The 12,601-nt window shown below is 73.5% G+C and carries 13 protein-coding genes, 2 rRNA genes and 1 pseudogene; 12 read left to right on the top strand and 4 right to left on the bottom strand.

The window, feature by feature from the left end; all coding sequences use genetic code 11:
- Both ACI79P_RS05635 and rrf read left to right on the top strand, forming a co-directional pair.
- Nucleotides 1-112: ribosomal RNA gene (locus tag ACI79P_RS05635) — 23S ribosomal RNA — on the top strand; the annotation flags it as partial.
- A 116-nt stretch (nucleotides 113-228) separates the two neighbouring features.
- Nucleotides 229-345: ribosomal RNA gene (rrf, locus tag ACI79P_RS05630) — 5S ribosomal RNA — on the top strand.
- Between the two features lie 109 nt (nucleotides 346-454).
- Here rrf and ACI79P_RS05625 read toward each other — a convergent pair.
- Nucleotides 455-1,117, bottom strand: coding sequence for a DUF2461 domain-containing protein (locus ACI79P_RS05625; protein ID WP_456580045.1), 663 nt, complete (start codon nucleotides 1,115-1,117; stop codon nucleotides 455-457).
- Complete coding sequence (locus ACI79P_RS05620) at nucleotides 1,114-1,671, bottom strand: N-acetyltransferase family protein (RefSeq protein ID WP_456580044.1); 558 nt, start codon at nucleotides 1,669-1,671, stop codon at nucleotides 1,114-1,116. The genes ACI79P_RS05625 and ACI79P_RS05620 overlap by 4 nt, the downstream gene beginning before the upstream one ends.
- A gap of 65 nt (nucleotides 1,672-1,736) precedes the next feature.
- Here ACI79P_RS05620 and ACI79P_RS05615 point away from each other — a divergent pair, with 65 nt between their 5' ends.
- A complete protein-coding gene (locus tag ACI79P_RS05615; RefSeq protein WP_456580043.1) occupies nucleotides 1,737-2,960 on the top strand; it encodes a winged helix-turn-helix domain-containing protein in 1,224 nt (407 codons plus the stop codon).
- Here ACI79P_RS05615 and ACI79P_RS05610 read toward each other — a convergent pair.
- A complete protein-coding gene (locus ACI79P_RS05610) occupies nucleotides 2,923-3,354 on the bottom strand; it encodes a DUF1232 domain-containing protein (protein WP_456580042.1) in 432 nt (143 codons plus the stop codon). The genes ACI79P_RS05615 and ACI79P_RS05610 overlap by 38 nt on opposite strands.
- A 39-nt stretch (nucleotides 3,355-3,393) precedes the next feature.
- Between ACI79P_RS05610 and thyX the strand changes: the two genes are divergently transcribed.
- The 6 genes from thyX to ACI79P_RS05580 all read left to right on the top strand — a co-directional run bounded on the left by thyX (nucleotide 3,394) and on the right by ACI79P_RS05580 (nucleotide 8,627).
- Nucleotides 3,394-4,146 (top strand): FAD-dependent thymidylate synthase, encoded by a 753-nt coding sequence (gene thyX, locus ACI79P_RS05605; protein ID WP_456580041.1) that lies wholly within the window; start codon nucleotides 3,394-3,396, stop codon nucleotides 4,144-4,146.
- A 74-nt stretch (nucleotides 4,147-4,220) separates the two neighbouring features.
- Nucleotides 4,221-5,027, top strand: coding sequence for a thymidylate synthase (locus tag ACI79P_RS05600; RefSeq protein ID WP_456580040.1), 807 nt, complete (start codon nucleotides 4,221-4,223; stop codon nucleotides 5,025-5,027).
- On the top strand, nucleotides 5,024-5,545 hold the full coding sequence (locus ACI79P_RS05595; protein WP_456580039.1) for a dihydrofolate reductase: 522 nt from the start codon (nucleotides 5,024-5,026) through the stop codon (nucleotides 5,543-5,545). The genes ACI79P_RS05600 and ACI79P_RS05595 overlap by 4 nt, the downstream gene beginning before the upstream one ends.
- Before the next feature lie 9 nt (nucleotides 5,546-5,554).
- Nucleotides 5,555-6,451 (top strand): 4-hydroxy-tetrahydrodipicolinate synthase, encoded by an 897-nt coding sequence (gene dapA / locus ACI79P_RS05590; protein WP_456580038.1) that lies wholly within the window; start codon nucleotides 5,555-5,557, stop codon nucleotides 6,449-6,451.
- A 71-nt stretch (nucleotides 6,452-6,522) separates the two neighbouring features.
- On the top strand, nucleotides 6,523-8,148 hold the full coding sequence (locus ACI79P_RS05585; RefSeq protein WP_456580037.1) for a ribonuclease J: 1,626 nt from the start codon (nucleotides 6,523-6,525) through the stop codon (nucleotides 8,146-8,148).
- Entirely contained in the window at nucleotides 8,088-8,627 is a 540-nt protein-coding gene (locus ACI79P_RS05580; RefSeq protein WP_456580036.1) for a DinB family protein, read from the top strand. The genes ACI79P_RS05585 and ACI79P_RS05580 overlap by 61 nt, the downstream gene beginning before the upstream one ends.
- Nucleotides 8,628-8,775: 148 nt before the next feature.
- On the opposite strand, the pseudogene ACI79P_RS05575 reads toward ACI79P_RS05580, so the two are convergent.
- Nucleotides 8,776-9,693: pseudogene (locus ACI79P_RS05575) on the bottom strand (S9 family peptidase); the annotation flags it as partial.
- A gap of 1,239 nt (nucleotides 9,694-10,932) precedes the next feature.
- Here ACI79P_RS05575 and nthA point away from each other — a divergent pair.
- From nthA to ACI79P_RS05560, 3 genes are read left to right on the top strand one after another with little or no spacing between them, the layout of a single operon-like run.
- Nucleotides 10,933-11,571 (top strand): nitrile hydratase subunit alpha, encoded by a 639-nt coding sequence (gene nthA / locus ACI79P_RS05570; RefSeq protein WP_456580035.1) that lies wholly within the window; start codon nucleotides 10,933-10,935, stop codon nucleotides 11,569-11,571.
- A complete protein-coding gene (gene nthB, locus ACI79P_RS05565; RefSeq protein WP_456580034.1) occupies nucleotides 11,568-12,200 on the top strand; it encodes a nitrile hydratase subunit beta in 633 nt (210 codons plus the stop codon). Before nthA ends, nthB begins: the two co-directional genes overlap by 4 nt.
- Nucleotides 12,200-12,562 (top strand): nitrile hydratase accessory protein, encoded by a 363-nt coding sequence (locus ACI79P_RS05560; RefSeq protein WP_456580033.1) that lies wholly within the window; start codon nucleotides 12,200-12,202, stop codon nucleotides 12,560-12,562. The genes nthB and ACI79P_RS05560 overlap by 1 nt, the downstream gene beginning before the upstream one ends.
- Nucleotides 12,563-12,601: the final 39 nt, after the last annotated feature.

The following is a 12,601-nucleotide window of genomic DNA, read 5'->3' as shown; positions in this document are numbered from 1 at the left end:
ACCGGGTCAACCGGGTAAGGCCCCCGCCCAGACCAGCGGGTTGATAGGCCGGAAGTGGAAGCACCGCAAGGTGTGGAGCTGACCGGTACTAACAGGCCGAGGGCTTGACCACACACACCTCCCCACCAGGGGCCCTGTGTGCCAAGTCGTCAACGAAGACAATGTCTCGCGTCCACTGTGCGGTTCTGAACGCACGAACCAGCCGAATGGTTCACACGTTCACAGAGTTACGGCGGCCATGGCGAGAGGGAAACGCCCGGCAACGTTCCGAACCCGGAAGCTAAGCCTCTCAGCGCCGATGGTACTGCCCTGGAGACGGGGTGGGAGAGTAGGACGCCGCCGGACAACCATTCACGAAGGGCCCCAGCCACCAGGCTGGGGCCCTTCGTCGTATTGCCGGGCCAATCGCCCGAGGAAGGGAGCAGGAGCGTCGCCGGGTGCCCGCACCCGCGGGTCAGCGCCTGCGCTCCTCCTTCGTCGTCGCCCCGACGTTGTCGGCGAACCACGCGTTCAACTGCCTCAGATCGCGCCAGGCATCCCGGACCCGGTCCAGGGCCTCGCGGGTGTGCAGCCAGTCCTCCGGCGTCCAACGACGGGCGGCGTGCAGCGACTTGTGCTTCAGCAGGTCGATGCGGTCGTCGTCGGCGGAGTAGCCGGCGGGCACGCGCACCAGGCGCTCACCCTCGATCTCCCACCCGCCGGCGCGCAGCCGCGCCACCTCCTGCTCCAGCCGCGGACCCTGCAGCCGATCGGCCACGGCGCGGCGGTACCTCGCCACCTGATCGGATTCCAGCCGCCAGCAACCACCCGCGACGGTCAGCCCGTCGGCCGAGATCTGCACGTACCAGGCGCCGGCGCCGCGCCCCTCCGGGTTGACCACGGCGCCCTGGTGCGTCTTGTAGGGGGTCTTGTCGTGGCTGAACCGGACGTCGCGGTAGGGGCGGAACACCTTCGCCGTGCCGAACTCCGGCGCCAGCTCCTCGACCAGCGCGGTGAGCGGCCCGCGGACGTGGGCCTCGTAGCCGGGACGGTGCGCCGTCCAGTACGCCTTGCTGTTGTCCGCCTCGAGGCCCTCGTAAAAGACCAGTCCTTCGTCCGGGAACCCGTCGAAGCTCATCGGTCCGTGTCCTCCCCGTCGAGCTCGACGTGCCACCGCAGCTCGCGCAGCGGCGCCGCCCCCGTGTCCAGCGTGCGGGCCCAGCCGTCGGGCGCCCACCCGGCCGACTCGTAGAAGTCGGCGGACGCCCGGTCGGATTCCACGAGCCAGACCTCGAGGCGGGTGGTGGCGTCGGCGGACGCGAGGTCGGCGACCGCGGCCAGCAGCCGGCTGCCGTGCCCGCGCCGGCCCCAGCGCGGCTCCACCAGCAGCGTGCTGATCTCCGCGGCCTCGGGCCCGGTCGCGACGGCCGCGAAGCCCACCACCGCCCCCTGCTCCACGGCGACCAGGACCCGGTGGCCCGCCGACGGGGGCGTGGTGACGGCCGAGCGCCAGGCCTCGGTCACCGCCTCCTCGTCCCACCCGTCGAGGACCTCCGCGGGCAGCAGGGAGCGGTACGCGGTCCGCCAGGTGACGCCCTGCACCCGCGCGATCGCGGCGGCGTCCTCCGGCCGGGCCGGCCGCACCGACACGTCCGCGGAGCCCGTGAGGCGGGGGAAGGGGATCGAGGTCACCCGGGCAGCGTAGGGGCGCGGGCCGGGTCAGCGGGCGTCGTACCCGGGAGGCAGGATCCACGGACGTGACGCCCGTCGAACGGTTGCCGGCCGCGCTCGCCCGGCGCATCGCCCTCGCCGCGCAGGGCTTCGCCGATCCGCGCCCGGCGACCGCCGTGGGCACCCGGCAGCTCCGCCGGCTCACCGAGCGGCTCGCCGTGGTGCAGATCGACTCCGTGAACGTGCTCTCCCGCTCGCACTACCTCCCCGCCTTCAGCCGGCTCGGGCCCTACCCGCAGGAGGTTCTCGACGGGCTGGCGAACCGGCGGCACGACCTCTTCGAGTACTGGGCGCACGAGGCGTCCTTCCTCCCGGTCCGCCTGCACCCTTTTCTGCGCTGGCGCATGGCCGCGGCGCAGGAGGAGGCGTGGGGCACGATGACCCGGGTGCACCGGGAGCGGCCGGAGTACGTGGCCTCCCTCCTCGAGCGGGTGCGCCGCGACGGGCCGTTGCGGGCCGGCGAGCTGCAGGAGGAGCGGCCCAACCTCCCGGGCAGCATGTGGAACTGGCACGCGGGCAAGGCGGCGCTGGAGTACCTGTTCTTCACCGGCGCTCTCACCGCGTCGCGCCGGACGGCGGGGTTCGAGCGGGTCTACGACCTGCCGGAGCGGGTGCTGCCGGCCGCGGTGCTCGACGCGCCTACCCCGGAGCGGCCCGACGCCGTGCGGGAGCTGGTGCGCACGGCGGCGCGGGCGCTCGGCGTGGCGACCGAGACGGACCTGCGCGACTACTTCCGCCTCCGGCCGGCCGACGCGCGGACGGCGATCGCCGAGCTCGCCGACGCCGGCGAGCTGCAGCCGGTGGAGGTGGCCGGGTGGGGCCGGCCGGCGTGGCTGGACCCCGCAGCGCGCCGCCCCCGCTGGATCCGGGCGCGGGCGCTGCTCAGCCCGTTCGACTCCCTGGTGTGGGAGCGGCCGCGGGTGGAGCGCATCTTCGGGTTCCGCTACCGGCTGGAGATCTACACGCCGGCGCAGCAGCGGGTGCACGGCTACTACGTGCTGCCCTTCCTGCTCGGCGACCGGCTGGTCGGCCGCGTGGACCTCAAGGCCGACCGGAAGGCCGGCGCGCTGCGGGTGCAGGCCGCGCACGCCGAGGACGGCGTCGACCGAGGGGTGGTCGCCGCCGAGCTCGCCGACGAGCTGCGGCTCATGGCGGGCTGGATGGCGCTCGACGACGTCGCCGTCGTCGGCCGGGGTGACCTGGCGCCCGACCTCAGCCGGGCTCTGGGGGTGCTGCCGGTCCCGGCGTGAGGCCGGCCAGCCGGCGCACGACCGCCAGACCCGCCGGCTCCCCGGGCCAGTGCCGCGCCACGGCCTCCTCGCCGGCACGGCGCACCACCGACCGGAGCGCCCAGGCGACGACGACGACGTCGTCGGCGTAGCCCAGGACCGGCACCACGTCGGGCACGAGGTCCACCGGCGAGAGCAGGTAGCCCAGCAGGAGCCACAGGCGCAGCCGGAGCCCCGTCGGAAGGGTGCGGTCGGCCGCCAGCCGGCGCACCAGCCGGACGACGTCCGGCAGCAGCCGCAGGGCGTCGCGGACGGTGAGCCCGTCCGGGCGGGTGCGCCACAGGGCCGCCAGGAGCAGCAGCCAGACGAGCAGCAGGCCGCCGGCCACGGCGAGCAGCGGGCGCCACCAGTCCACGCGCCCAGTCTGCCCGGCGGCCCGCCGTAGGCTCGGCAGGTGCCAGAGATCGCGCCGCTCCGCGTCCAGGTCATCGCGCAGACGCAGTTCACCGCACCCGCCGACGTCCCCTGGGAGACCGACGCCGACGGTGGCCAGGCGCTCGCCGAGTTCGCCGGCCGGGCCTGCTACCAGTCGTGGGACAAGCCCAACCCCGCGACCGCGACGAACGCCGGCTACCTGCGGCACATCCTGGAGGTCGGGCACCTCGCCGTCCTCGAGCACGGGACCGTGAGCATGTACCTCACCGGGGTCTCCCGGTCGCTCACCCACGAGCTGGTGCGGCACCGGCAGTTCTCCTACAGCCAGCTCTCCCAGCGCTACGTGCCCGAGCCCGACGCCGCCGTCGTGGAGCCCGCGGTCATCGCCGGGGACCCGGAGCTGCACGCACGGTTCGTGGCGGCGACCGACGCGGCCGCGGCCGCCTACACCGAGCTCCTGGAGAAGCTGGAGGAGCGCTTCGCCCACGTGCCGAACGCCACGCTGCGTCGCAAGCAGGCCCGCCAGGCGGCCCGCGCGGTGCTGCCCAACGCCACCGAGAGCCGCATCGTCGTCACCGGGAACTACCGGGCGTGGCGCCACTTCGTCGCCATGCGGGCCAGCGAGCACGCCGACGTCGAGCTCCGCGAGCTGGCGATCGCCTGCCTGCGCGAACTGCAGCGGGTGGCCGGCAACGTCTTCGGCGACTTTCGCATCAGCCGCCTGGCCGACGGCACCGAGGTCGCCGCCAGCCCCTTCGTCGCCGAGGGCTGACCCCCGCGCGACGGCTGGGGCAGGTGTTCAGCGTCGCCTGCCGACCGTCGTCCGGCCGCCGTAGGCTCGGGCCCGTGGCAGCCCCGATCGACACCCAGTACGAGGACCTCCTGCGGCGCATCCTGGCGCAGGGCACGCCGAAGGACGACCGGACCGGGACCGGCACCGTGAGCCTGTTCGGCGAGCGGCTCCGCTACGACCTCTCCGAGACCTTCCCCCTCGTGACGACGAAGAAGGTCCACTTCCGGTCGATCGCCGTCGAGCTGCTGTGGTTCCTGCGCGGTGAGAGCAACGTCGGCTGGCTGCGGGAGAACGGCGTCACCATCTGGGACGAGTGGGCGTCGGCCGACGGCGACCTCGGCCCCGTCTACGGCGTCCAGTGGCGGTCGTGGCCGACCCCCGACGGCGGTCACGTCGACCAGATCGAGAACCTGCTGCAGACGCTGCGCACCGATCCCGACTCCCGCCGGATGATCGTCTCGGCCTGGAACGTCGCCGCTCTGCCCGAGATGGCGCTGGCCCCCTGCCACGCGTTCTTCCAGTTCTACGTGGCCGGCGGGAAGCTCTCCTGCCAGCTCTACCAGCGCAGCGCCGACATGTTCCTCGGCGTGCCGTTCAACATCGCCAGCTACGCGCTGCTCACCCGGATGATCGCCGCGCAGGTCGGCCTGGAGCCCGGCGAGTTCATCTGGGTCGGCGGCGACTGCCACATCTACGACAACCACGTCGACCAGGTGCGCGAGCAGCTCTCCCGGGAGCCGTACCCGTTCCCGGAGCTGGACCTGGCGCCCGCGCCGTCGCTGTTCGACTACACCTTCGAGCACTTCACCGTGCGCGACTACCGGCACCACCCCGCGATCCGGGCAGCCGTGGCGGTGTGACCGGCCCCAGCGGCATCGCGATGATCTGGGCGCAGGCCCGGGGCGGGGTCATCGGGGCCGACGGCGGCCTGCCGTGGCACCTGCCCGAGGACCTCGCGCTGTTCCGCCGGCTCACGACCGGGTCGACGGTGGTGATGGGGCGGCGCACCTGGGAGTCGCTGCCCGCGCGCTTCCGCCCGCTGCCGCAGCGGGTGAACGTCGTGCTGACCTCCGACCCGGCCTGGTCGGCCGACGGTGCGGTCGTCGCGCACTCGGTCGGCGAGGTGCTCGCCGAGCACCCCACGGCGTGGGTGATCGGCGGGGGAGGGGTCTACGCAGCGTTCCTGCCGCACGCCGGGCGGGTGGTCGTCACCGACGTCGACACCGACGTCGCCGGCGACACGTGGGCGCCCCCGCTGGACGGGGGCTGGGTGCGCACCGCGCGCACCCCGGCCGAGGGCTGGTCGGTGTCGGCGTCGGAGGGGCTGCGGTTCGCGGTGTCGGAGTACGTGCGGGAACCCGTCGGATCCGCTGGGTAGATTCTCCCCATGACCACCGACCCCGCCCGGCCGTTCGGGCGCCTCCTCACGGCCATGGTCACCCCGCTGGCCGAGGACGGGTCGATCGACCTCGCCGGGGCCCAGGAGCTGGCCGCGCACCTGGTCGACCGCGGCGGCAGCGACGGGCTGGTCGTCTTCGGGACGACGGGGGAGTCGCCGACCACCAGCGACGCCGAGCAGCGCGCCGTCCTGGAGGTGGTGCTGGACTCCGTCGGCGACCGCGCCACGGTGGTGGCCGGCGTCGGCACCTACGACACCGCGCACTCGATCGAGAAGGCGCGGACCGCCGCCGAGCTGGGCGTCCACGGGTTGCTGGCGGTGACGCCGTACTACAACCGGCCCCCGCAGGCGGGCGTGCTCCGCCACTTCACCTCGATCGCCGACAGCACCGACCTCCCGGTGATGCTCTACGACATCCCCGTCCGCACCGGCACGCCCATCGAGGTGGAGACGCTCGTCCGCGCCGCGGAGCACCCGCGGATCGTCGCGGTGAAGGACGCCAAGGGCGACCTCGGCGCGATGGCCTGGACGCTGGCGCGCACCGACCTCGCCTACTACAGCGGCGAGGACATGCTGAACCTGCCGATCCTCGCGCTGGGCGGCGTGGGCATGGTCAGCGTCGTCAGCCACCTCGTCGGCCCCCGGCTGGTGGAGCTCATCGCCGCCGTCGAGGCCGGTGACCTGGTCAAGGCCAGGGAGATCAACGGCAGGCTGCTCCCCGTGGTCACCGGGGTCTTCCGCACCCAGGGCGTCATCACGGTGAAGGCCGCGCTCAACGCGCTCGGCCTGCCGGCCGGGCCGGTCCGACCGCCACTGGTCGACGCCACCCCCGAACAGCTCGCGCAGCTGCGCGACGACCTCGCCGCTGGAGGCGTCACCCTGTGAGTGGTCAGGTCACCCAACCCCACCTCGATCTCAAGGCCCCCCCGCCCCTGCCCGAGGGCGGCCTGCGGGTCATGGCACTGGGCGGCCTCGGTGAGATCGGCCGCAACATGGCGGTGCTCGAGTTCGACGGCAAGCTGATGGTCATCGACTGCGGCGTCCTCTTCCCCGAGGCCGAGCAGCCGGGGGTCGACCTCATCCTCCCCGACTTCGGCGTCATCGAGCACCGGCTGGACGACGTCGTGGCCGTGGTGCTCACCCACGGGCACGAGGACCACATCGGGGCCATCCCGTACCTGCTGCGACTCCGCGAGGACATCCCGCTGGTCGGCTCGCGCTTCACCCTCGCGCTCGTCGCGGCCAAGCTCCGCGAGCACCGGCTGGACGCGACGCTGGTCGAGGTGGCCGCGGGGGAGGACCACCTGGCGGGTCCGTTCCACTGCGAGTTCATCTCGGTGAACCACTCCATCCCCGACGCCCTCGCGGTGGCGGTGCACACGCCGGCGGGCGTGCTCGTGCACACCGGCGACTTCAAGATGGACCAGCTACCCCTGGACGGCGTCCTCACCGACCTGGGTGCGTTCGCGCGGCTCGGGGTGGAGGGCATCGACCTGCTGCTGGCCGACTCCACCAACGCCGAGGTGCCCGGCTTCGTCACCCCCGAGCGGTCCATCGGCCCGGTCCTCGACGACGTCTTCGCCCGCGCCTCGCAGCGGCTGATCGTCTCCAGCTTCGCCAGCCACGTGCACCGCATCCAGCAGGTCCTCGACTGCGCCGACAAGCACGGCCGCAAGGTGGCCCTGGTCGGTCGGTCGATGGTGCGCAACATGGGCGTCGCCCGAGACCTGGGCCTGCTGCGCGTGGCTCCCGGCCTGATGGTGTCGCTGGACGACGCGGCCAAGATGCCGCCCGAGCAGGTCGTCCTGGTCAGCACCGGGTCGCAGGGCGAGCCGCTGTCGGCGCTCGGCCGCATGGCCCGCGGTGACCACCACCAGGTGACGATCGAGGCCGGCGACACCGTCGTCCTCGCCTCCTCCCTGGTGCCCGGCAACGAGACCGCCGTCTACAAGGTCATCAACGGCCTCGCCCGGCTGGGCGCGACGGTGGTGCACAAGGAGACGGCACGGGTGCACGTCTCCGGGCACGCCCCGGCGGGCGAGCTGCGCACGCTGCTCAACGTGGCCAAGCCCCGGTACCTGATGCCGGTGCACGGGGAGTGGCGGCACCTGCGGGCGCACGCCAAGCTCGCCGAGGAGACCGGCATGGCCGCCGACCGGATCCTCCTGGCCGAGGACGGCGTCGTCGTCGACCTCGTGGACGGCAAGGCGACGATCGTCGGCTCCGTGCCCATCGGCAACGTGTACGTGGACGGGCTCAACGTCGGTGACGTGGGTGAGGAGGCGCTGCAGGCGCGGCGCATCCTCGGCGACGAGGGGTTCGTCGCGCTCACGGTGGTCATCGAGCCGTCGACCGGGACGATCGTGCGCCCGGTGCACCTGTCGACCAAGGGGTTCTCCGACGACCCCGCGGCGTTCGACGAGGTGCTCCGGCTGGTCGAGGACAACCTCAAGCGCGCGCTGGCCGACGAGGGCGTCGACGCCCACCGGCTGTCGCAGATCATCCGCCGCACCGTCGGGAAGTGGGTCTCGGACAAGCACCGCCGGCGCCCGATGATCATCCCGACCGTCCTCGAGGTGTGAGCGGCCCGGAGGTCACCGCCGCGCCCCTCCGGGTGCAGCTGGAGGCGCTCCTGGACGAGCACCGGGCGCTGCTGCGCCGCAGCCTCGACGGGTTGAGCGAGGAGCAGGCCCGCCGGTCGCTGGTGCCCTCGCGGACCACGCTGCTGGGGCTGGTCAAGCACGCCGCGTTCGTCGAGCAGGTGTGGTTCGACGAGGCGGTGAGCGGCCGCTCCCGCGCGGAGATCGGCATCCCGGCCACGCCCGACGAGTCGTTCGTGCTCCTGGACGGCGACACGACCGTCTCCGTGGCGGAGGCGCACCGAGCGGCCTGCGACGGCTCCCGCCGGGCGGTCGCCGGGCTCGACCTCGATGACCTGGTGCACGGCAACCGCCGCGGGCCGCTGCCGTTGCGCTGGGTGTACCTCCACGTGCTCCGCGAGCTCGCCCAGCACTGCGGGCACGCCGACATCCTGCGCGAGCAGGTCCTCGCCACCGGCTGACCGGCCCCGCGCCGGGATCAGGTGACCTGATCGTCGAGCGTCCTCCCTCACGGTGCGCGGTGAGGGAGGACACCGCACGACCAGGCCACCTGATCATGACGGGCGTGATGCCCTCGCCGGGGGGCAGGTCGAAGCCCCACACCTGGGCGTAGAAGGACAGCTCGCCGTCCAGGGCAGCCCGGATGTTCTCCGCCTTGCGGAAGCCGTGCTGCTCGCCGGCGAAGAGCAGGTAGGCGTGCGGGACGCCCTTGTCGCGCAGCGCGGCCACGATCGCCTCGGCCTGGTCCGGCGGCACGACCGCGTCCTCGTCGCCCTGGAAGACCGCCAGCGGCGTGTCGAGGGCGTCGACGTGGTTGATCGGCGAGCGCTCGTCGTAGACCGCCCGGCCCGACGGCCAGGGGGCCACCAGCCCGTCCAGGTAGCGGGACTCGAACTTGTGCGTCTCGGCCGCCAGCGCCCCCAGGTCGGCGACCCCGAAGTGGCTGGCGCCCGCGGTGAAGACGCCCGGGCGCATCGTGAGCGCGGCCAGCGTCGTGTACCCGCCGGCCGAGCCGCCGCGGATCGCCATGCGGGCCGGGTCCACCCGTCCGCTGCGGGCGAGGAAGCGGGCGCAGGCCACGACGTCGTCGAGGTCCACCACTCCCCAGCGCCCCTGCAGCGCGTCCCGGTACCGGCGGCCGTAGCCGACCGAGCCGCGGTAGTCGACGTCGGCGACGCAGAAGCCGCGGGACGTCCAGTACTGGATCTCCAGGTTGAGCACCGGAACGGCGCCGGACGTCGGGCCGCCGTGCACCACGACCAGCAGCGGCGGCAGCGCGCCCTCCGGGGCGGTCGCCTCCGGGTTGGTCGGCGGGTAGACCAGGGCGTGCGCCTCCCCGATCCCCGTGCCGGCGTCCTCGGTCGGGAAGGTGACGTGCTCGGGGGAGGAGAACCAGGCCGGGTCCAGCCCGAGGTCACGGGCCGGCCGCAGCACCTCCGCCGAGCCGCTGTCGACGTCCACGCGCAGCACCACCGGCTCGCTCGCCGGGCCGCCGGCGACGCAGACCACCTGAGCCCCCTGTGCCATGACGTACCGGAAGGTGCCGTAGGGCAGGTCCAGCTCCCGCGGCTCGCCGCCGGGGGAGAGCACGGCCAGGCGGTCGCGGCCCGCCCGGCCGTAGGCCAGCGCGATCCGGCCGTCGGCGAGCAGGGCGTAGCGCGACTGGCCGAACAGCCACTGCGGGCCGGCGATGTCGCTGCCGACGTCGGCGACGAGCGCCGGCTGCTCGTGCGGCCGTTTCCGGTACAGCGACCAGAAGTTCGTGCGGTCGTCGAGCCACCACAGCTCGAGGTCCCGGCGCCAGCGCGGCTGGACGACGGACTCGCCCGGGCCGCCCGCGAGGACGTGGTCGGTGCCGTCGGCCGACCGGACGACGAGCTGCGCGCTGTCCCACGGCATGTGCGGGTGATCCCACTGCAGCCACGAGAGCGTGATGTCGTCGGGGGCCAGGCGCGGGTCGGAGACGAAGTCGGGGCCGGAGACCAGCACCTCGGTGGCGCCGTCGTGACCGATGCGCACGATCTCGTTGACCACGTCCGCCGCCGCACCGGAGGCGGTGTGCGTCTCGCGGACGGCGAGCACGCCGCCGGCGACCACCACGAGGTCGGCGTACCGGACGCCGGACGGGATCTCCGGTTCGGGGGTGACCGCGGTGGGGGTGTCGTCACCGGGTGCAACTCGGTACAGCCGCTGGTCCGAGAAGTTGGTGAACCACAGGACGCCCGCGGACACGGTCCACGCGCCGCCGCCGTACTCGTGGACCCGGGTGCGGGCGTTCCAGGGCGCCGGGAGCGCGTCGGTGGCCACGCCGTCCGGGGTGCGCCGCACGAGCACCGTGCGCCCGCCCTCGGCCGGGCGCGACTCGGCCCACCAGACGTCGTCGCCGTCCACGACCACCTCTCCGAGCCGGGCCGCCGACCGGACGACGAGCTCGGAGGTGACGGGCGTGGGCCAGCTGCCGTGGGGGAGCGGGGCGCTCATGCCCGTGACGTTAGCCGGGATCATCCCGGTCGTCGGCGCTCAGCAGGACCGGCCCGGACCTGTGGCCGGACGGGAAACCGGCTACTAGCGTGCAGCCATGACGGCGTCCTGGCGCCGTTCCAGGCAGGCAGGTGGGTGCCCGGCGACGGCCGGCGCCGCAGCGCCCGTGCCAGGCCACGGTCACCCGACCAGGGATGGACGGTCGACCGGGGCCGGACGCACCTCCGAACGGAAAGGGGGATGGGGCGACGGGGCCGCCGAGCGGCGCCGGACCCCTGACCACCGATGGACGACCACGACCACGATCACGACCACGACCATCCGCAGTACAGCGAGCTGTCCGAGATGGACGCGAGGGTCCGCGCGCTCGAGACGCTGCTGACCGAGAAGGGCCTGGTGGACCGGGACGCCCTGGACGCCGTGGTGGAGCGCTACGAGAAGGAGGTCGGTCCGCACAACGGTGCCCAGGTCGTCGCCAAGGCCTGGACGGACGAGGAGTACCGGCGGTGGCTGCTCGAGGACGCGGACGCCGCCATCGCCTCGCTGGGGCACGTGGGGCGCCAGGGGGAGCACATGGTCGCCCTGGAGAACACCCCGGATCGACACAACATGGTCGTGTGCACCCTCTGCTCGTGCTATCCGTGGCCGGTGCTCGGGCTCCCGCCGGTCTGGTACAAGTCGCCGGCCTACCGGTCGAAGGTCGTGATCGACCCGCGCGGGGTGCTGGCGGATTTCGGCGTCTCGTTGCCCGAGGACACCGAGATCAAGGTCTGGGACTCGACGTCGGAGGTGCGCTACCTGGTGATCCCGGTGCGCCCTGAGGGGACGGAGGGTATGGGCGAGGGGCAACTGGCCGAGCTCGTGACCCGGGACAGCATGATCGGTACCGGGCTGGTCCACGCACCCTCGGGCGCCGCCCGGTGAACGGCGTCCACGACACGGGTGGCATGCAGGGGTTCGGACCGGTCATCCCGGAGCCCGGCGAACCCCCGTTCCACGACGAGTGGGAGAGACGCTCCTTCGCCATCACGCTCGCGCTCGGCGCACTCGGGCTCTGGAACATCGATCAGATGCGGCACGAGCGCGAGTCCCTGCCCCCGGCCGAGTACCTGGCCAGCAGCTACTACCGCATCTGGTTCCTCGCGGTGGAGAACGCCGTCCGCAGGCTCGAGCTCCTGGACCGGGAGGGCCTGAGGGCGCGCACCGCCGAGGAGCTCACCGGGCTGTTCTCGTCACGGTCCAGCTACGAGCGGCCCATCGGCACCGGGCCGGTGTTCGGGGCGGGCCAGCAGGTGCGGACCCGCACCATCAACCCGAGCGGGCACACGCGTCTGCCCCGCTACGCGCGAGGCCGTGTCGGCACCGTGCTCGCCGTCCGTGGTGCGCACGTCTTCCCCGATCGCCATGCCGTGCCGCTCGGCCAGGAGCCGGACCCGGCCCCCGAATGGCTCTACACCGTCGAGTTCAGCGCGGGTGAGCTCTGGGGCGAGGGCGCCGATCCGAACGTCACCGTGTCGATCGACGCCTGGGAGCCCTATCTGGAGGCCGCCTGATGGACACGACCGCCGCCGGGACGCTGGCCCGCATCTCCGCGGCTGCGGGGCACGAGCTGCCGCTGCCGCCCCCGGGTAGCGAGCAGGTCTTCGCCGCTCCCTGGCAGGCGCAGGTCTTCGCGATGACCGTGACCCTGCACGAGGCAGGTGCGTTCACGTGGTCGGAGTGGGCCCGCACCCTGGGACGGCACGTGTCCGGTGGCCGGCCCGACGGCAGCGACTACTACGAGCGCTGGGCCGACGCGCTGGCCGAGATGCTCCGGACCCGTGGCATCGCGACCGAGGAGGACATCGAGGGGGCGACGAGAGCCTGGCACGAGGCCGCCGCCCGCACACCGCACGGGATGCCGATCGAGCTCTGAGCGACGGCGCTGCCGACCGGAGCCGCCGCTCGCGGGCAC

The organism is Blastococcus sp. SYSU DS0510, from assembly GCF_054050835.1.
This window is presented reverse-complemented; position numbering and strand designations above follow the sequence as displayed.

Excerpts from the sequence above, each read along its gene's own strand:
- dapA (WP_456580038.1), top strand. The coding sequence starts at position 5,555 with ATGACCACCGACCCCGCCCGGCCGTTCGGGCGCCTCCTCACGGCCATG.
- ACI79P_RS05625 (WP_456580045.1), bottom strand. The coding sequence starts at position 1,117 with ATGAGCTTCGACGGGTTCCCGGACGAAGGACTGGTCTTTTACGAGGGC.
- nthA (WP_456580035.1), top strand. The coding sequence starts at position 10,933 with ATGGACGACCACGACCACGATCACGACCACGACCATCCGCAGTACAGC.
- ACI79P_RS05560 (WP_456580033.1), top strand. The coding sequence starts at position 12,200 with ATGGACACGACCGCCGCCGGGACGCTGGCCCGCATCTCCGCGGCTGCG.
- ACI79P_RS05585 (WP_456580037.1), top strand. The coding sequence starts at position 6,523 with ATGGCACTGGGCGGCCTCGGTGAGATCGGCCGCAACATGGCGGTGCTC.